Source organism: Citrobacter sp. Cpo091, assembly GCF_030332645.1.
GTDB classification, from domain to species: domain Bacteria; phylum Pseudomonadota; class Gammaproteobacteria; order Enterobacterales; family Enterobacteriaceae; genus Citrobacter; species Citrobacter portucalensis.
This window is the reverse complement of the sequence record NZ_JAOWHL010000039.1, coordinates 275,866-294,782: the sequence shown is the minus strand read 5'-3', so window position 1 is coordinate 294,782 and position 18,917 is coordinate 275,866. Positions and strand designations below refer to the sequence as shown.

The following is an 18,917-nucleotide window of genomic DNA, read 5'->3' as shown; positions in this document are numbered from 1 at the left end:
TTCGCTTGTCAGGCCTACAGGAGCGGTCTTGTAGGCCGGATAAGGCGCAGCCGCCATCCGGCAATTCGCCACTAATCGCTTAACGCACGGCCTTCGCCACCCACGCTGCCAGTTCACGCAGCTCGTTTTCCTGATCCGCATATTCCGTAACCAGCGCTTCGCAAGTCTGCTGTAAAACATCGGCGCGATACTGGCAGCCCTGTAGCCGCTCCGTCAGCGCTTCTAACGGCGCGGGATTGAGACTGTCGGTAAACACCTGTGTGCGCGTGATATGACCTTTTTCGACGTCGAAATGCAGCTCAACGCCACCCCAGGTGAAACGCTCGTCCAGCAGATGCGAGAAAGCAGGTGCCTGACCAAAATTCCATTCCCAACTGCTCTGGCGGGCAAAGGTTTCGGCAAAATTTGGCAGGTCCGGCGTTTTATCTGGTGAGATCACTTCCGCTTCAACGCGTTCGCCATAATGAGCAAAAAAGGCTTCCGTGATGGCCTGACAGACCTGTTCATGGGTGATGCCCGGTAACAGCTCCGTCAAATTCGCCACCCGTGAACGGACAGAGGTGATCCCCTTTGCCGCGAGTTTCTTTTTGTCGGGATTGAGATAATTTGCCAGGCGGCTGAGATCGGCATTTAGCAGCAGCGTGCCGTGGTGGAAGCCGCGATCTTTCGTTTCCCGATAAGCAGAGCCTGAAACCTTGCGATCGCCGTCTGGCGTTTTCACAACCAGATCGTTACGCCCGGAGGCGTCCGCCGTCACACCCAGAGAATTCAATGCGTTGAGGACAATCGCGGTGGAAATGGTTTTGTCGTACTCCGGTTTACCGGCCATAAAGGTAAAGCAGGTATTACCTAAGTCATGGAACACCGCGCCGCCGCCGCTGCTACGGCGGGCGAGCCGCACGTTGTCTTCCTCCATACGGCGGGTATTACACTCTTTCCACGGGTTTTGCGCCCGGCCAATCACCACCGTATCGGCGTTACGCCACAAGAACAGGACGCGCTGCGTGGCGGGCATCTGGCGAAAAATGCACTCTTCGACCGCGAGGTTAAACCACGGATCGTAAGAGTCTGAGATAAGCAGGCGTAGTGTAGTCATGGTTGATTTCCCTTCTGTTTTACAGTTTTTACTGCTTTTACTCTTTTTTCTCGTTGTCTTCTTCCTGCACCGGTTTGTTGGCGGTCAGCAGGAAAGGGGATTGCTGCCAGCGGGTACGCTTGCCTTGCAATAAGGTACGGGTGAGCACGACGCCAATCGCCAGCGCCAGCAGCAGCATCAGGCGTAAGATATTGGTGGTGTTATCTACCTGCTTCGCCTCGGTGGCGAGGGTGTGGGTATCCAGCGTCAGACGCAAATAGCCCAGCGGACCATTTTTCCCCTGAATGGGTTCGACAATCTGCTGGTTAAAATAACCCCCGGCTTTTTTGCCGTCGAGCGCCAGTCGGTCACGAACGTTGACGCTCTCGCCGGTACGCGTAATCAGGTCTCCCTGTTCATCGTACACGCCAGCGTCCAGAATACGGCTACTTTCCGTCAGCTGTGTGAGTACCGCTTTGATGCGTTTTTCATCCGGCGTTTCGGTACGCATTAGCGGAGCAACATTTAGCGCCACCTGGCGGGCCAGCGTACGGGCCAGCTCTTCGAGCTGCGGATTACGCTGCTGCTGGTGACTTTGACTAAACCAGGATGCGCCCTGCATCAGGGCGACAAGCAGCGCAAGACAGAACAATACAATCACTGCACGATGAAGTCGGAATTTCAGTTTTGCGCGAGCCATATTCCACCTGCTGAAAATTTGAGACTTAATGTTGCCAGAAGCGCTGGTTACAGGGTAGCCTCATGCGTTATTTTCCCCTGATGATTCCGACCCGAACGATTTTACAGGAGCTTTAATGCCTAACATAACCTGGTGCGATCTACCTGAAGATGTTTCTCTGTGGCCAGGTCTGCCTCTCTCTTTAAGTGGCGATGAAGTCATGCCGCTGGACTACCACGCGGGCCGCAGTGGCTGGCTGCTGTACGGTCGTGGGCTGGATAAACAACGTTTAACGCAATACCAGAGCAAACTGGGCGCGGCGATGGTGATTGTTGCTGCCTGGTGCGTCGAGGATTATCAGGTGATTCGCCTGGCGGGTTCGTTAACGCCGCGCGCGGCAAAACTGGCGCATGATGCCAAACTGGATGTTGCGCCACTAGGTAAAATTCCGCATCTGCGCACACCGGGTTTACTGGTGATGGACATGGACTCAACGGCAATCCAGATCGAATGCATTGATGAAATTGCTAAACTGGCTGGAACCGGTGAGATGGTTGCGGAAGTCACGGAACGCGCAATGCGCGGCGAACTGGACTTTACCGCCAGCCTGCGTAGTCGCGTGGCGACGCTGAAGGGTGCTGATGCCAATATTCTGCACCAGGTGCGCGAAACGCTGCCGCTGATGCCAGGCCTGACACAGCTGGTGTTAAAACTGGAAACGCTCGGCTGGAAAGTGGCTATTGCCTCTGGCGGCTTTACCTTCTTTGCCGATTACCTGCGTAATAAACTGCGTCTGACGGCGGCTGTGGCAAACGAGCTGGAGATCATGGACGGTAAATTTACCGGCAACGTGATCGGCGATATCGTCGATGCCCAGTACAAAGCCAATACCCTGACCCGCCTGGCACAAGAATATGAGATCCCGATGGCGCAGACGGTGGCGATCGGCGACGGTGCTAACGATCTGCCGATGATCAAAACGGCCGGGCTGGGTATTGCGTATCATGCTAAACCGAAAGTGAATGAAAAGACGGAGATTACTATCCGCCACGCTGACCTGATGGGCGTGTTCTGCATTCTCTCCGGCAGCATGAACCAGAAATGATTAAATTGCCTGATGGCAGGGTGTCCGTATGCCGGATAAGCGCCTGCGCCATCCGGCAAAAGCGTTAACGAAAGAGGTAAAACGTGGCCAAAGCTCCAAAACGCGCCTTTGTTTGTAATGAATGCGGGGCCGATTACCCGCGCTGGCAGGGGCAATGCAGCGCCTGTCAGGCCTGGAATACCATTACCGAGGTGCGCCTTGCCGCATCGCCAACGGTGGCGCGTAACGAGCGGCTCAGTGGCTATGCCGGGAATGCGGGCGTGGCAAAAGTGCAGAAGCTGTCTGACATCAGCCTTGAAGAACTGCCGCGTTTTTCCACTGGATTTAAAGAGTTTGACCGCGTGCTGGGCGGTGGTGTGGTACCCGGCAGCGCTATTCTGATTGGCGGTAACCCCGGCGCGGGGAAATCAACGCTGCTGCTGCAAACGCTGTGCAAGCTTGCTGAGCAGATGAAAACTCTGTACGTCACCGGTGAAGAGTCACTGCAGCAGGTGGCGATGCGTGCGCACCGGCTCGGTTTGCCGACAGCGAATCTGAATATGCTGTCGGAAACCAGTATCGAACAAATTTGCCTGATTGCCGAAGAAGAACAGCCGAAGCTGATGGTGATCGACTCCATTCAGGTAATGCACATGGCGGATATTCAGTCTTCGCCGGGCAGCGTGGCGCAGGTGCGTGAAACGGCGGCTTACCTGACGCGCTTTGCCAAAACGCGCGGCGTGGCGATTGTCATGGTCGGCCACGTCACCAAAGACGGCTCGCTGGCCGGGCCGAAGGTGCTCGAACACTGTATTGACTGTTCGGTACTGCTCGACGGTGACGCCGATTCCCGTTTCCGTACTCTGCGTAGCCATAAAAACCGCTTTGGCGCGGTGAACGAACTGGGCGTCTTTGCTATGACCGAACAGGGCCTGCGTGAAGTCAGCAACCCTTCCGCTATCTTCTTAAGCCGTGGCGATGAGGTCACCTCCGGCAGTTCGGTGATGGTGGTCTGGGAAGGCACGCGCCCGCTGCTGGTAGAGATTCAGGCGCTGGTCGATCATTCGATGATGGCGAACCCGCGTCGCGTGGCGGTCGGTCTGGAACAGAACCGTCTGGCGATTCTGCTGGCGGTGCTGCATCGTCACGGTGGCTTGCAGATGGCGGATCAGGACGTGTTCGTTAACGTAGTCGGCGGCGTAAAAGTCACCGAAACCAGCGCCGACCTGGCGTTGCTGCTGGCAATGGTCTCCAGCCTGCGTGACAGACCGCTGCCACAGGATTTAGTGGTCTTTGGCGAAGTGGGGCTGGCGGGCGAAATCCGTCCGGTACCCAGCGGCCAAGAGCGTATTTCGGAAGCGGCGAAGCACGGCTTTCGCCGGGCGATTGTCCCTGCCGCTAACGTACCGAAAAAAATACCGGAAGGCATGCAGGTCTTTGGCGTTAAGAAGCTTGCGGATGCGTTAAGCGTGTTTGACGACCTATAATCAAATACCCGTACATACTGATTTTGTAGGCCTGATAAGCGAAGCGCCATCAGGCAGTGTTACGCGATTTTTCCAGCAGGAGGCTCTTGTGTCATTTGAATATCTGAAAACCGCCATAAAGCAAAAGGGCTGTACCCTGCAACAGGTGGCGGATGCCAGTGGCATGACCAAGGGATACCTAAGCCAACTGCTGAATGCCAAAATCAAAAGCCCCAGCGCGCAGAAGCTGGAGGCGTTGCACCGCTTTCTCGGTCTGGAGTTTCCGCGCCAGCAGAAAAATATCGGTGTGGTATTCGGCAAGTTTTATCCGCTGCACACCGGCCATATTTATCTTATCCAGCGCGCCTGTAGTCAGGTCGATGAACTGCATATCATCATGGGTTATGACGACACGCGCGATCGCAGCCTGTTTGAAGACAGTGCCATGTCGCAACAGCCTACGGTGCCCGATCGTTTACGCTGGCTGTTGCAAACCTTTAAGTATCAGAAAAATATCCGTATTCATGCCTTCAACGAAGAAGGCATGGAGCCGTATCCGCACGGCTGGGACGTGTGGAGCAACGGGATCAAAACGTTTATGCAGGAGAAAGGGATCCAGCCAAACTGGATCTACACCTCTGAAGAATCAGATGCCCCGCAGTATCTCGAACATTTGGGGATCGAAACCGTGCTGGTGGATCCTAAGCGGACGTTCATGAGCATCAGCGGCGGGCAAATCCGTGAAAACCCGTTTCGCTACTGGGAGTACATTCCGACCGAAGTGAAGCCGTTCTTCGTGCGCACCGTGGCGATCCTCGGCGGGGAGTCGAGCGGTAAATCGACGCTGGTGAACAAGCTCGCCAATATTTTTAATACCACCAGTGCGTGGGAATACGGGCGTGATTATGTCTTCTCCCATTTGGGCGGCGATGAGATGGCGTTGCAGTATTCTGACTACGATAAAATCGCCTTAGGACAAGCGCAATACATTGATTTTGCTGTTAAGTACGCCAATAAAGTGGCGTTCATCGACACCGATTTCGTGACCACTCAGGCCTTCTGTAAAAAGTATGAAGGGCGTGAACACCCGTTTGTGCAAGCGCTTATTGATGAGTATCGCTTCGACCTGGTGATCCTGTTGGAAAACAACACCCCGTGGGTGGCGGATGGCTTACGCAGCCTTGGAAGCTCAGTTGACAGAAAAGCGTTTCAGACGCTGCTGGTCGAGATGCTGCAGGAAAACAATATCAATTTTGTGCACGTTCAGGAGCCTGACTACGACGGCCGCTTCCTGCGCTGCGTGGAACTGGTGAAAGAGTTGATGGGCGAGCAGAGGTAGGTTTTAATGCCGGATGCGCTGCGCTTATCCGGCCTACAAGTCGCACTAACCTCATAGACAGGATGGCGCTGCGCTTGTCCGGCCTACAAGTCGCACTAACCTCATAGACAGGATGGCGCTGCGCTTTTCCGACCTACAAGTCGCACTAACCTCGTAGGCCGGATAAGGCGTTAAGCCGCCATCCGGCGCTTAACGCTAATTACTTAGAAATACGCTTGTACTTAATACGTTTCGGCTCCAGCGCATCGGCGCCCAGCGTACGTTTCTTGTACTCTTCGTATTCGGTAAAGTTACCTTCGAAGAACTCAACCTTACCTTCATCCTGGTAATCCAGAATGTGGGTGGCGATACGGTCGAGGAACCAACGGTCGTGTGAGATAACCATCGCGCAGCCCGGGAATTCCAGCAGGGCGTTTTCCAGCGCGCGCAGGGTTTCGATATCCAGGTCGTTGGTTGGTTCATCGAGCAGCAGCATGTTGCCGCCAACCTGCAGCAGCTTCGCCAGGTGCAGACGACCACGCTCACCACCGGACAGCTCGCCGACGCGTTTGCCCTGATCCACACCTTTGAAGTTGAAGCGGCCCACGTAGGCACGGCTTGGCATCTCGGTGTTGCCGATTCGCATGATATCCAGCCCGCCGGAAACTTCTTCCCACACGGTTTTGCTGTTGTCCATGGCGTCACGGAACTGGTCAACGGAGGCCAGTTTGACGGTTTCACCCAGCGTGATGGTGCCGCTGTCAGGCTGTTCCTGACCGGACATCATACGGAACAGGGTAGATTTACCCGCGCCGTTCGGACCGATGATGCCGACAATTGCGCCTTTCGGTACGGAGAAACTCAGATCGTCGATCAGAACGCGATCGCCGTAGGATTTACGCAGATTGGTGACTTCAACGACTTTATCGCCCAGACGTGCTCCAGGTGGAATAAACAGTTCGTTGGTTTCGTTACGTTTCTGGTATTCGGTGTTGTTCAGCTCTTCAAAGCGTGCCAGACGGGCTTTACCCTTAGACTGACGACCTTTAGCGCCCTGACGCACCCACTCCAGCTCTTTCTCAATGGATTTACGGCGAGCCGCTTCCTGAGAGGCTTCCTGGGCCAGACGCTGATCTTTCTGCTCCAGCCAGGAAGAGTAGTTACCTTCCCACGGAATACCTTCACCACGGTCCAGCTCCAGGATCCAGCCCGCAACGTTGTCGAGGAAGTAACGGTCGTGGGTAATCGCCACTACGGTGCCTTCGAAATCGTGCAGGAAGCGTTCCAGCCACGCGACGGATTCCGCATCCAGGTGGTTGGTCGGTTCGTCGAGCAGCAGCATGTCTGGTTTTTCCAGCAACAGGCGGCACAGCGCAACGCGGCGGCGTTCACCACCGGAGAGATTCTCAATTTTAGCGTCCCAGTCCGGCAGACGCAGGGCGTCAGCGGCACGCTCAAGCTGCACGTTCAGGTTATGGCCGTCGTGCGCCTGGATAATTTCTTCAAACTTGCCCTGTTGTGCGGCCAGTTTATCGAAGTCGGCGTCCGGCTCGGCGTACTTGGCGTAAACTTCATCCAGACCTTTCAGTGCACTAACCACTTCGGCAACCGCTTCTTCAACGGATTCACGAACGGTATGTTCTGGGTTCAGTTTTGGTTCCTGCGGCAGGTAACCGATTTTAATGCCTGGCTGTGGGCGAGCTTCACCTTCGATATCGGTATCAATACCGGCCATGATGCGCAGCAGGGTAGATTTACCCGCACCGTTCAGACCGAGAACACCGATTTTGGCGCCAGGGAAGAAGCTCAGTGAGATGTTTTTAAGAATATGACGTTTCGGCGGAACGACCTTGCCGACACGATGCATGGTATAAACGAATTGGGCCACGTTGGACTCGCCTCTATGTTTATCCCGTCATACTTCAAGCCGCAGATGCGTTGGCTGTGTCGTTCACCCCAGTCACGTATTTTTGTACGCTCAGGGGATTCACTTCCTCGCCGCCTTGGTGCAACTTGAATTATTTAGGGCTAATTATTGGTAAATAGTTATCAAAGGCGAAGTGTAGCCTTTTTCATTGCCCAATCCCAGCCAGCAGATCCCACTCGCAACAAAAGTAAAAAAGTGTCCGTGACGTGGCGCATTCTGCAATGTCTGGTTAGCATGAATTAATTAAGCGGCATGATGCTGCACAGACGTAACATGAGAAGAGGAAGAGCTTGTGGACAAAGCCAATCAATTTACCTGGCGCCTCCTGGCAGCCAGCGTATGTCTGCTGACGGTCAGTCAGGTGGCGCGAGCCGACTCCCTGGATGAGCAGCGCAATCGCTATGCGCAAATTAAGCAGGCCTGGGATAACCGACAGATGGATGTCGTAGAGCAGATGATGCCCGGCCTGAAGAACTATCCTCTGTATCCCTATCTGGAATATCGTCAGATCACTGACGATCTGATGAATCAGCCGACCATTACCGTCACCAATTTTGTGCGCGCCAACCCGACGCTGCCCCCGGCGCGTACTCTGCAATCGCGTTTTGTGAATGAACTGGCGCGCCGCGAAGACTGGCGTGGACTGCTGGCGTTCAGCCCGGAAAAACCGGGCACCACGGAAGCGCAATGCAACTATTACTTCGCGAAATGGAGTACCGGGCAAATCGAAGAAGCCTGGCGGGGCGCGAAAGATCTGTGGCTGACCGGGAAAAGTCAGCCGAACGCCTGTGACAAATTATTCGGCGTGTGGCGCGCCTCAGGCACTCAGGATCCGCTGGCGTATCTGGAGCGTATTCGTCTGGCGATGAAAGCCGGGAATACCGGTCTGGTGACGGCGCTGGCCGGACAGATGCCCGCACAATACCAAACCATTGCCTCTGCGATCATCTCGCTGGCCAACGATCCGAATTCGGTGATGACTTTTGCTCGCACCACTGGTGCCACGGATTTCACCCGACAGATGGCGGCGGTCGCCTTTGCCAGCGTGGCGCGTCAGGATGTGGAAAACGCCCGCCTGATGATCCCGTCCCTGGTACAGGCGCAACAGCTTAATGACGAGCAAACCCAGGAGCTACGCGATATTGTTGCCTGGCGTCTGATGGGCAATGACGTCACCGACGAGCAGGCCAAATGGCGTGATGATGCGATTATGCGCTCCAATTCCACCTCGCTTGTGGAGCGTCGCGTGCGCATGGCGCTGGGAACCGGCGATCGTCGTGGCCTTAATACGTGGCTGGCACGTCTGCCAATGGAAGCAAAAGAAAAAGACGAGTGGCGCTACTGGCAGGCTGATCTGCTGCTGGAGCGCGGACGTGATGCGGAAGCCAAAGAGATCCTGCACCAGCTCATGCAGCAGCGTGGTTTCTATCCGATGGTGGCGGCACAGCGCCTGGGCGAAGAGTACGAGCTGAAAGTGGATAAAGCGCCAGCGAACGTTGATTCTGCGCTGACTCAGGGGCCAGAAATGGCACGCGTACGCGAGCTAATGTACTGGAACATGGATAATACCGCGCGCAGTGAATGGGCGAATCTGGTAACCAGCCGTACCAAGTCCGAGCAGGCTCAGTTGGCACGTTACGCGTTCAACAATCACTGGTGGGATCTGAGCGTTCAGGCGACGATCGCCGGTAAGCTGTGGGATCATCTGGAAGAGCGCTTCCCATTGGCCTATAAAGATCTGTTTACCCGTTACACCAGCGACAAAGATATTCAGCCAAGCTATGCGATGGCGATAGCGCGTCAGGAAAGCGCCTGGAACCCGAAAGTGAAATCACCGGTCGGCGCCAGCGGGCTGATGCAGATTATGCCAGGCACGGCGACGCATACGGTGAAAATGTTCTCGATTCCAGGTTACAGCAGTCCGAGCCAGCTACTGGATCCTGATACCAACATCAACATTGGTACCAGCTATTTGCAGTACGTATATCAGCAATTCGGCAATAACCGCATCTTTGCGTCGGCAGCCTATAACGCCGGTCCGGGGCGCGTTCGCACCTGGCTTGGCAATAGCGCTGGCCGCATTGATGCTGTGGCGTTTGTCGAAAGTATTCCATTCTCAGAGACGCGTGGTTACGTGAAGAATGTGCTGGCTTATGATGCGTACTATCGCTATTTCCTCGGCGATAAACCGGAGTTGATGAGCGACGCAGAATGGCAACGTCGTTACTGATCGTGTCGATTGTGTTATGCTATCGTACTCGTTAAAGAGTACAAAAGGGGGGAGCAAGCACGCTTCCCCCGCAACGATGGCGATATCTTATGACTCAGCAATCACCCTATTCAGCAGAGATGGCAGAACAACGTCACCAGGAGTGGTTACGTTTTGTCGATCTACTTAAACACGCCTACGAACAAGATTTACACCTGCCGCTGCTCAATTTGATGTTAACGCCGGATGAGCGTGAAGCGTTGGGCACGCGTGTGCGTATCATTGAAGAGCTGCTGCGCGGCGAGATGAGCCAGCGTGAGCTTAAAAACGAGCTCGGGGCGGGAATTGCCACTATTACGCGGGGGTCGAACAGCCTCAAATCCGCACCGGTGGATTTGCGTCAGTGGCTGGAGCAGGTACTGCTAAAAAGTGTCTGATTCTCTCGTAGGCCGGATAAGGCGAAGCCGCCATCCGGCAATGGTGCGCGCTGCTTGCCTGATGGCGCTACGCTTATCAGGCCTACAAATTACAATGACTCATCGTATATCGCGTTATGAAACGGGGTGAGCGCCAGAATCACCGCCTGGTGATAGACGCTTGAGCGCGTCAGCTTGCCCGCGGTAAAAACGCCGATTGCGCCTTCTTTACGGCCAATTTCATCAATACCCGTATAGTCCGACATCACCGGGCCGAGAGCTTCACCTTTACGGACTCTGTCGAGAATGACAGTCGGCAATGGCAGCGTGGCTGAACGGGCTTCACCGCGCTGAATGCCGTTATCAATCACCACCCAACTAAAGGTGGCATCGTCGTCAATTCCTGCTTCAATGGCGACCCAGAAATCAGCCTGCGGGTGCAGGCGGCGAGCGTTATCAACGCGATTTCGTGCGCCAGTGCGCGTTTCCTGGTTTCCGAAAGGTTGTTCCGGCACGCCACTCTCGACGGCGACGGGTTCAATATGGCAGGATCCTTCCCCGAAAATCTCTTCAAATGCCCGCAGAATTGCCTGAATTTTGGCAGGATTGGTGGTCGCAGAGATAACCTTGTGCATAATTAAGCTCAGTTTGAAAATTCATCGCAGAGTCTACTCAAAGTATGACGAGTATATAACGGAAAAAAAGCATGTTACAGGTATACCTTGTTCGCCATGGCGAAACGCAGTGGAACGCCGAGCGACGTATTCAAGGCCAGTCAGACAGCCCACTAACCGCTAAAGGTGAACAACAAGCCATGCAGGTGGGAGAACGCGCCCGCTCGTTTGGTATTACGCATGTCATCAGTAGCGATCTTGGTCGTACACGACGCACCGCAGAAATCATCGCCCAGGCCTGCGGCTGTGATATCACCTATGATTCTCGTCTGCGTGAGCTGAATATGGGGGTGCTGGAAAAACGTCACATCGATACGCTGACGCCAGAGGAAGAGGGCTGGCGTCGCCAGTTGGTGAACGGCACGGTGGATGGTCGTATTCCGGAAGGGGAATCGATGCAGGAGCTGAGCGATCGCGTCAATGCGGCGCTGGCATCCTGTCTGGAGCTGCCGCCGGGAAGTCGTCCACTGCTGGTCAGCCACGGTATCGCGCTGGGTTGCCTGGTGAGCACAATTCTGGGATTACCGGCATGGGCTGAACGTCGCTTGCGTCTGCGCAACTGTTCAATTTCTCGCGTTGATTACCAGGAAAGCTTATGGCTGGCGCCGGGATGGGTCGTTGAAACGGCAGGGGACATCTCACATCTGGACGCCCCTGCGTTGGATGAACTACAGCGCTAGCGGCGAATCGGAATCAGGAATTCGCAGCGCAGGTTGATCGGGCGATCTCCCGCTTTGGCATCTTCTGCCGGGTAGTATCGCTCGATATCCTGTCCTTTACGGCGCGTCAGGTTCAGCATCGGCATGCATGTGCCGTAAACCGTCAGGATAAACTCTTGCACGCCGGTTCCCAGCCCTTCGTAGGTAAACATCACGTACTCGCCACCCTGTAACAGGATAGGCTGCGCCGACGGCACATAGCCATTGGCCTGTTCCGGCGTCAGTGCTGTGGTGTAAAACACTTCCTGTTCGTCGTCTTTTTCAATGCTCGGACGCGTTTCGTTAAGCCCGTACAGCACTGGCGGGATCGCCGGAGCCTGAGCAAGGAAGTCGCGCCAGAACTGAATACGCATTTCATGACGGAAATCTGAAATCTGTTCCAGCGAGCAGGAATAGCTTTGCGTGGTGCCGAGCAGTTGCGTATCTTCCAGCGTAACGAACTCGTGCGCAGGCATTGTAAATTCACCCAGTCGCATTGGCGGGCGAATACCGAATGCGCTCCATTCCGGTGAACGGCGATACAGCGCTGGTGTCTGCGAAAATTGTTTCTTGAATGCGCGAGTAAAAGTTTGTTGAGAGTCGAAGCGATATTGCAGCGCAATATCCAAAATTGGACGCGCAGTCAGGCGCAGCGCCACTGCGGATTTCGATAAACGACGGGCGCGGATATAGGCGCCAATAGCATGGCCCGTCACGTCCTTAAACATTCTCTGCAGGTGCCACTTGGAATAGCCCGCTTTTGCCGCCACATTGTCAAGCGACAAAGGCTGATCCAGATGACCTTCCAGCCAGATTAATAGGTCGCGAATAATGCCAGCCTGATCCATAAAATATCCTCATCCTTTCAACAACGAGTACCTGACGTCAGGTATGAGGATAATAGCATTTTTTGCTGTTTTAGCATTCAGTGTTTTTTTTGCTCATAAGTGCTTTTTTCGGACATACGAAAGCGTGATTATTGTAATCCTGTGATCTGTATACATTTTATCTTAGAATGTTTAATAATTACGCAGAACAACTTTTAAGAATGGTAACAATATGAAATATAAGAGCTTAGTCATTTCCTCAATTCTGCTGATGTTGGCGCAGGTCGCCCATGCGGAGCAGATTGGATCTGTCGATACGGTGTTCAAAATGTTTGGGCCGGATCATAAAATTGTGGTCGAAGCGTTTGACGATCCGGATGTTACCAATGTGACCTGCTACGTGAGTCGTGCGAAGACCGGCGGCATCAAAGGTGGACTGGGGCTGGCGGAAGATACCTCCGATGCCGCCATCTCTTGCCAGCAGGTTGGGCCGGTAGAACTGAGCGACAGAATCAAGAACGGTAAAGCTCAGGGCGAAGTGGTATTTAAGAAACGTACCTCGCTGGTGTTTAAATCTTTACAGGTCGTGCGTTTTTACGATGCGAAACGTAATGCGCTGGCCTATCTGGCCTATTCAGATAAAGTGGTCGATGGATCGCCCAAAAATGCCATTAGCGCGGTACCCATCATGCCGTGGCGGCAATAACAAGGAAGCACAATGCAACAGCCGTTGATCTGGTTGGTTGAGGATGAGCAGGGAATCGCTGATACGCTTATCTACATGCTGCAACAGGAAGGGTTTAGTGTAGAGGCGTTTGAGCGCGGATTTCCCGTGCTGGAGAAATCTCGCCAGCAATGCCCTGATGCCATCATTCTGGATGTCGGGCTACCGGATATCAGCGGTTTTGAACTGTGCCGACGTTTACTGGAACGCCACCCGGCGTTGCCGATCCTCTTTCTGACCGCGCGCAGCGATGAAGTGGATCGCCTGTTGGGGCTGGAAATTGGCGCAGATGACTATGTTGCCAAGCCTTTCTCGCCGCGCGAGGTGTGCGCTCGTGTGCGTACGCTGCTGCGGCGGGTGCAAAAATTCTCCACGCCTTCATCGATGACCCGCTGTGGGGATTTTGAACTTAATGAGCTGGCCGCGCAGATTACCTGGTTCAGCATACCGTTGAACCTGACGCGTTATGAATTCCTGCTGCTGAAAACATTGCTGATGTCGCCGGGACGTATTTACTCTCGCCAGCAACTGATGGATTTAGTCTGGGCAGACGCACAGGATACCTTTGACAGAACGGTTGATACTCACATCAAAACGCTGCGCGCCAAGCTGCGGGCTATCAATCCGGAGCTTTCCCCCATCAATACACATCGCGGTATGGGATACAGCCTGAGGAATTGCTGATGCGCATTGGCATGCGTTTGCTGCTCGGCTATTTTCTGATTGTCGCGGTCGCCGCCTGGTTTGTTCTGTCGATCTTTGTGCAGGAAATTAAGCCAGGCGTTCGTCGGGCGACCGAAGGTACTCTAATTGATACCGCCACGCTGCTGGCTGCACTGGCGCGTGATGACGTGCTCTCTGACTCACCGGCTAACGGCAAGCTGGCGCAGGCATTTGCGCAGCTGCATAACCGCCCATTTAACGCCAACATCAGCGGCATTAACAAAGTGCGTAATGAATACCATGTCTACATGACGGACGCGCAGGGCAAGGTGTTGTTTGATTCAGCTAACCAGGCCGTCGGTCAGGACTACTCCCGCTGGAACGATGTGTGGTTAACGCTGCGTGGGCAGTATGGTGCCCGCAGCACGCCGCAAAACCCGAACGATCCGGAAAGCTCAGTGATGTACGTTGCCGCGCCGATCGTAGACGGTGGGCGTATTATCGGCGTGCTCAGTGTCGGCAAACCAAATGCGGCGATGGCACCGGTGATTAAACGCAGTGAACGGCGAATGCTGTGGGCCAGCGCCGTATTGCTGGGCATTGCCCTGGTGATTGGCTTCGGGATGGTATGGTGGATAAACCGATCCATTGCCCGGCTGGCGCGTTATGCCGACTCCGTTACCGAGAATCGCCCCGTCCCACTGCCTGATTTAGGCAGCAGCGAGTTACGCAAACTGGCGCAGGCGCTGGAAAGTATGCGTCTGAAGCTCGAAGGCAAGAACTACATTGAGCAGTATGTCTACGCGTTAACGCATGAGCTGAAAAGTCCGCTGGCGGCTATTCGTGGCGCGGCAGAGATATTGCGCGAAGGCCCGCCGCCAAACGTGGTAGCGCGTTTTACCGATAATATTCTGACGCAAAATGCGCGCATGCAGGCGCTGGTCGAAACTTTGCTGCGCCAGGCGCGACTGGAGAATCGACAGGACATTACGTTGACGGCGGTGGAGGTAGATACGCTTTTTGCTCAGCTCAAAGAGGCGCGTAGCGTGCAGCTGGCGGCAAAAAACATTACGCTGACCATTCTGCCTTCATCGCTTAGCGTCGCTGCCGATCCCGCGTTACTGGAGCAGGCATTGGGGAACTTGCTCGACAACGCTATCGACTTCACGCCACAGGGCGGGACGATTACGTTGAGCGCGCATCAGCAGGAGGAGCTGGTCACATTGCAGGTTACCGACAGCGGTAGCGGGATCCCTGATTTTGCGTTGCCGCGTATTTTTGAGCGCTTCTACTCGCTGCCCCGCGAGAATGGACACAAGAGCAGCGGTTTGGGGCTGGCGTTTGTCAATGAAGTTGCACGACTGCATGAAGGTACGGTGACATTATCTAACCGACCAGAGGGCGGCGCCCAGGCCTCGTTTACGCTTCACCGTCACTTCACATAACTTCAAATTCTCCGCACATAGCTGTTCTACCTTACTGATATTGCAAAGGAGAACGCTATGTTTAAATCACCCCTGTTTTGGAAAATCGTCACCTTAGGCGGCGCAATATTACTGCTGTTAATTCCACTGACGATGGTCAGGCAGATAATCGTTGAGCGATCGGATTATCGTGATGAAGTCGAAGATGCTATTCGTCAGAGCACCAGCGGGCCGCAAAAGATGGTCGGGCCGCTGATTGCCGTCCCGGTGACGGAACTGTATATCGAGCTGGAAGGCGACAAACAGATCCAGCGTAAGCGCAGCTATATCCATTTCTGGCTGCCGGAGTCGCTGGTGGTTGAGGGGAATCAGAACGTTGAAGCGCGTAAAATCGGTATTTACGAAGGCCAGGTCTGGCACAATGACCTCTCGGTGAAGGCTGAGTTTAACGCCGAACGCTTGCGCGATTTAAACCATCCCAATGTCAGCGTCGGCAAACCGTTTATCGTGGTTGGCGTGGGGGATGCGCGCGGGATTGGTGTGGTGCAAGCGCCGCAGGTCAATGGGGAATTGCTGGCCGTTGAGCCAGGGACGGGGCTGGATGGGGGAGCTCAAGGGATCCACATACCGCTACCTGACGCGAGCTGGGCGGAGCAAAACCTGAGCATGGTGCTGTCGTTGAATTTGAGCGGAACCGGAGATTTCTCCGTTGTTCCGGTTGGCCGTAACAGTGAAATGACTTTAACCAGCAACTGGCCGCATCCCAACTTTCTGGGGGATTTCCTCCCGGCGAAGCGCGAAATCAGCGAATCAGGATTTAAGGCCCAGTGGCAAAGCAGCTGGTTCGCGAATAACCTCGGCGAACGCTTTGATGGCGAAAAGATTGGCTGGAAGGGAATACCTGCATTTAGCGTTGCCGTCGCCACGCCAGCGGATCAGTATCAGTTAACGGACAGGGCTACCAAGTATGCCATCCTGCTGATTGTACTGACCTTTATGTCTTTCTTCGTGCTTGAAAGTATGACCAGCCTGCGTCTGCACCCGATGCAGTATCTGCTGGTGGGGCTATCGCTGGTGATGTTTTATCTGCTGCTGCTGGCATTGTCTGAGCACATTGGGTTTACGGCGGCGTGGATTACGGCAAGCCTGGTAGGCGCGTTAATGAACGGGGTGTATCTGCAGGCGATATTACAGAGTTGGCGGAACAGTATTTTATTCACCGTGGCGCTGCTGGGGTTGGATGGGGTGATGTGGGTGCTGCTACGTTCACAGGACAGCTCTTTACTGCTGGGAACCGGCGTGCTGTTGGTCGCGTTGTGTGGCGTGATGTTCTTGACGCGTCATCTTGACTGGCACTCGCTGGCACAGCCAAAACCAAAGCCGACAGAAATTCCGGAGCCTCTGCCTGCGCAGAGTGACGAGTTTCGCTTATGGAAATAGGGCGGTGGGGAAATGAAAAACGGCGCATAACGCGCCGTTTTTTTACCTGTGAGGATTGAATTAATCCTGCAGGTCGCCGCAGAAACGGTAGCCTTCACCGTGAATGGTGGCGATGATTTCTGGCGTATCCGGCGTAGATTCGAAATGTTTACGAATGCGGCGGATAGTCACGTCAACGGTACGGTCATGCGGCTTCAGTTCGCGACCGGTCATTTTTTTCAGCAGTTCTGCGCGAGACTGGATTTTGCCCGGATTCTCACAGAAGTGAAGCATTGCACGGAATTCGCTGCGTGGCAGTTTATACTGCTCGCCGTCAGGACCAATCAGAGAGCGGCTGTTGATGTCCAGCTCCCAGCCGTTGAACTTGTAGCTTTCGACGCTACGGCGTTCTTCGCTGACAGTACCCAGGTTCATGGTACGGGACAGCAGGTTACGAGCACGGATAGTCAGTTCGCGCGGGTTAAACGGCTTGGTGATGTAATCGTCTGCGCCGATTTCGAGGCCGAGAATTTTATCGACTTCGTTATCACGGCCCGTCAGGAACATCAGCGCAACGTTAGCTTGTTCGCGAAGTTCGCGCGCTAACAGGAGGCCATTTTTCCCAGGCAGATTGATATCCATAATCACAAGGTTGATGTCATATTCAGAGAGAATCTGATGCATTTCCGCGCCATCTGTCGCTTCGAATACATCATAGCCTTCTGCTTCGAAAATGCTTTTCAACGTGTTGCGTGTTACTAACTCGTCTTCAACGATAAGAATGTGCGGGGTCTGCATGTTTGCTACCTAAATTGCCAACTAAATCGAAACAGGAAGTACAAAAGTCCCTGACCTGCCTGATGCATGCCGTAAATTAACATGATCGGCGTAACATGACTAAAGTACGTAATTGCGTTCTTGATGCACTTTCCATCAACGTCAACAACATCATTAGCTTGGTCGTGGGTAGTTTCCCTCTGGACCCGACAGTGTCAAAAACGGCTGTCATCCTAACCATTTTAACAGCAACATAACAGGCTAAGACATGCCGGACACCCAATAAAACTACGCTTCGTTGACATATATCAAGTTCAATTGTAGCACGTTAACAGTTTGATGAAATCAACGTATCCAAATGTTTGCTTTCATCACAAAATTGCAATATTACAACTAGTTGCACGAGCTAATTAATAAATGTAATGAATCCAACCAATGCGATCCATTTTAAAATAAATTATCATGGATAAACAGAGGGATATACAACTTTTGTTAACATAAAAAGCAATAGTACAGTTTGGAAATAGTTTAGCATTTTTTACTGGATGCGAAATCCTTTTTCAGTGACTTCTGTTAAAAAAATGTAAATTCGCGCTGCGTAATATGTTGACGTGCGTCACATTATTACTTGCAGACTGACCAAAAAGAGTATCGAAATGCGTTTAACAATTATTCTGGTTGCCCCTGCCAGAGCGGAAAATATTGGTGCGGCTGCCCGTGCGATGAAGACCATGGGATTCACTCAATTACGTATCGTTGACAGCGAGGCGCACCTGGAACCCGCCACGCGATGGGTCGCGCATGGATCTGGCGACATTATTGATAATATTAACGTTTTTCCAACGTTAGCCGATGCGCTTCACGACGTTGATTTTACCGTTGCGACCACCGCGCGTAGCCGGGCGAAGTTCCATTATTACGCCACCCCGGTCGAACTGGTTCCCCTGTTACAGGAGAAATCCACGTGGATGGAACATGCAGCGCTGGTGTTTGGTCGTGAAGATTCGGGGCTGACCAATGAAGAATTAGCGCTGGCAGATGTACTCACTGGTGTACCGATGGTCGCTGACTATCCTTCACTCAATTTGGGGCAGGCGGTGATGGTGTATTGCTATCAATTAGCAGGTTTAATACAACAACCGGCCAAAAACGTTGAGGTGACGGATGAACTTCAGCTGCAGGCATTGCGCGCACGCGTTTTGCGTTTATTAGCCACGCTGAACGTTTCTGACGACATCAAGCTGACGGACTGGTTGCAACAGCGAATGGGTCTGTTGGGGCAGCGAGACACGGCAATGTTGCACCGTTTTTTACATGATATTGAAAAAAATATCACAAAATAAAATGTCGAACAATTTTTGTTGTGCAGTGTTTTGTTCTTGGTTCAAGTGGGCTCAACATGCTGTATTGGTTGAAAGTAAAAGGGCAAGCAGTCGCTCATGAACAAGTTTCGGAATGTGATCAATTTAAAAATTTATTGACTTAGGTCAGCAGATACTTTAACCCTAAAAGAATACAGCACAGACAGATAATAATT

18 protein-coding genes are annotated in these 18,917 nt (G+C 53.5%); 12 read left to right on the top strand and 6 right to left on the bottom strand.

The window, feature by feature from the left end; genetic code table 11:
- Positions 1–79: 79 nt before the first annotated feature.
- Positions 80–1,096, bottom strand: a complete 1,017-nt coding sequence (gene lplA / locus OGY04_RS17770) for a lipoate--protein ligase (protein WP_286585755.1) — start codon at positions 1,094–1,096, stop codon at positions 80–82.
- Positions 1,097–1,133: 37 nt separating this feature from the next.
- Entirely contained in the window at positions 1,134–1,775 is a 642-nt protein-coding gene (locus OGY04_RS17765) for a YtjB family periplasmic protein (RefSeq protein WP_003829948.1), read from the bottom strand.
- Between the two features lie 115 nt (positions 1,776–1,890).
- Here OGY04_RS17765 and serB point away from each other — a divergent pair, with 115 nt between their 5' ends.
- The 3 genes from serB (at position 1,891) to nadR (ending at position 5,643) form a co-directional block, all read left to right on the top strand.
- Positions 1,891–2,859 (top strand): phosphoserine phosphatase, encoded by a 969-nt coding sequence (gene serB / locus OGY04_RS17760; protein ID WP_003829946.1) that lies wholly within the window; start codon positions 1,891–1,893, stop codon positions 2,857–2,859.
- Between the two features lie 83 nt (positions 2,860–2,942).
- On the top strand, positions 2,943–4,325 hold the full coding sequence (gene radA, locus OGY04_RS17755; RefSeq protein ID WP_286585752.1) for a DNA repair protein RadA: 1,383 nt from the start codon (positions 2,943–2,945) through the stop codon (positions 4,323–4,325).
- A gap of 88 nt (positions 4,326–4,413) precedes the next feature.
- A complete protein-coding gene (gene nadR, locus OGY04_RS17750) occupies positions 4,414–5,643 on the top strand; it encodes a multifunctional transcriptional regulator/nicotinamide-nucleotide adenylyltransferase/ribosylnicotinamide kinase NadR (RefSeq protein WP_003829942.1) in 1,230 nt (409 codons plus the stop codon).
- 199 nt (positions 5,644–5,842) lie between these two features.
- On the opposite strand, the gene ettA is transcribed toward nadR, so the two are convergent.
- Complete coding sequence (ettA, locus tag OGY04_RS17745) at positions 5,843–7,510, bottom strand: energy-dependent translational throttle protein EttA (RefSeq protein WP_003829940.1); 1,668 nt, start codon at positions 7,508–7,510, stop codon at positions 5,843–5,845.
- Positions 7,511–7,841: 331 nt separating this feature from the next.
- Between ettA and sltY the strand changes: the two genes are divergently transcribed.
- The gene (gene sltY / locus OGY04_RS17740; protein WP_286585750.1) at positions 7,842–9,779 is read left to right on the top strand and encodes a murein transglycosylase; all 1,938 of its coding nucleotides are present in this window, start codon (positions 7,842–7,844) and stop codon (positions 9,777–9,779) included.
- An 89-nt stretch (positions 9,780–9,868) separates the two neighbouring features.
- Positions 9,869–10,195, top strand: a complete 327-nt coding sequence (trpR, locus tag OGY04_RS17735) for a trp operon repressor (protein WP_032934222.1) — start codon at positions 9,869–9,871, stop codon at positions 10,193–10,195.
- A gap of 89 nt (positions 10,196–10,284) precedes the next feature.
- Here the strand turns inward: trpR and yjjX are convergent, their stop codons facing one another.
- Positions 10,285–10,809: an inosine/xanthosine triphosphatase gene (gene yjjX, locus OGY04_RS17730; protein ID WP_286585748.1), complete on the bottom strand. Its 525-nt coding sequence runs from the start codon at positions 10,807–10,809 to the stop codon at positions 10,285–10,287.
- A 71-nt stretch (positions 10,810–10,880) separates the two neighbouring features.
- Here yjjX and gpmB point away from each other — a divergent pair, with 71 nt between their 5' ends.
- Positions 10,881–11,528, top strand: coding sequence for a 2,3-diphosphoglycerate-dependent phosphoglycerate mutase GpmB (gpmB, locus tag OGY04_RS17725; protein WP_003019006.1), 648 nt, complete (start codon positions 10,881–10,883; stop codon positions 11,526–11,528).
- Here the strand turns inward: gpmB and robA are convergent.
- Positions 11,525–12,394 carry an MDR efflux pump AcrAB transcriptional activator RobA gene (gene robA, locus OGY04_RS17720; protein ID WP_003829933.1) on the bottom strand — a complete coding sequence of 290 codons (870 nt, stop codon included), beginning with the start codon at positions 12,392–12,394 and terminating at the stop codon, positions 11,525–11,527. The two genes, gpmB and robA, sit on opposite strands and share 4 nt — an antisense overlap.
- 211 nt (positions 12,395–12,605) lie before the next feature.
- Between robA and creA the strand changes: the two genes are divergently transcribed.
- Genes creA through creD form a run of 4 tightly spaced genes read left to right on the top strand, consistent with a single transcriptional unit; the run spans position 12,606 to position 16,624 of the window.
- Positions 12,606–13,079: a protein CreA gene (creA, locus tag OGY04_RS17715; RefSeq protein ID WP_003018998.1), complete on the top strand. Its 474-nt coding sequence runs from the start codon at positions 12,606–12,608 to the stop codon at positions 13,077–13,079.
- A gap of 12 nt (positions 13,080–13,091) precedes the next feature.
- Positions 13,092–13,781 (top strand): two-component system response regulator CreB, encoded by a 690-nt coding sequence (gene creB, locus OGY04_RS17710; RefSeq protein ID WP_008786140.1) that lies wholly within the window; start codon positions 13,092–13,094, stop codon positions 13,779–13,781.
- Positions 13,781–15,205, top strand: coding sequence for a two-component system sensor histidine kinase CreC (gene creC / locus OGY04_RS17705; protein ID WP_032942324.1), 1,425 nt, complete (start codon positions 13,781–13,783; stop codon positions 15,203–15,205). Before creB ends, creC begins: the two co-directional genes overlap by 1 nt.
- A 57-nt stretch (positions 15,206–15,262) precedes the next feature.
- Entirely contained in the window at positions 15,263–16,624 is a 1,362-nt protein-coding gene (gene creD / locus OGY04_RS17700) for a cell envelope integrity protein CreD (RefSeq protein ID WP_286585746.1), read from the top strand.
- Between the two features lie 60 nt (positions 16,625–16,684).
- On the opposite strand, the gene arcA is transcribed toward creD, so the two are convergent.
- On the bottom strand, positions 16,685–17,401 hold the full coding sequence (gene arcA / locus OGY04_RS17695; RefSeq protein WP_001194359.1) for a two-component system response regulator ArcA: 717 nt from the start codon (positions 17,399–17,401) through the stop codon (positions 16,685–16,687).
- A gap of 95 nt (positions 17,402–17,496) precedes the next feature.
- On the opposite strand from arcA, the gene yjjY reads away from it, so the two are divergent.
- Positions 17,497–17,637, top strand: coding sequence for a YjjY family protein (yjjY, locus tag OGY04_RS17690; RefSeq protein ID WP_042998021.1), 141 nt, complete (start codon positions 17,497–17,499; stop codon positions 17,635–17,637).
- 399 nt (positions 17,638–18,036) lie between these two features.
- The gene (locus OGY04_RS17685; RefSeq protein WP_003829762.1) at positions 18,037–18,723 is read left to right on the top strand and encodes a tRNA/rRNA methyltransferase; all 687 of its coding nucleotides are present in this window, start codon (positions 18,037–18,039) and stop codon (positions 18,721–18,723) included.
- Positions 18,724–18,917 lie beyond the last annotated feature (194 nt).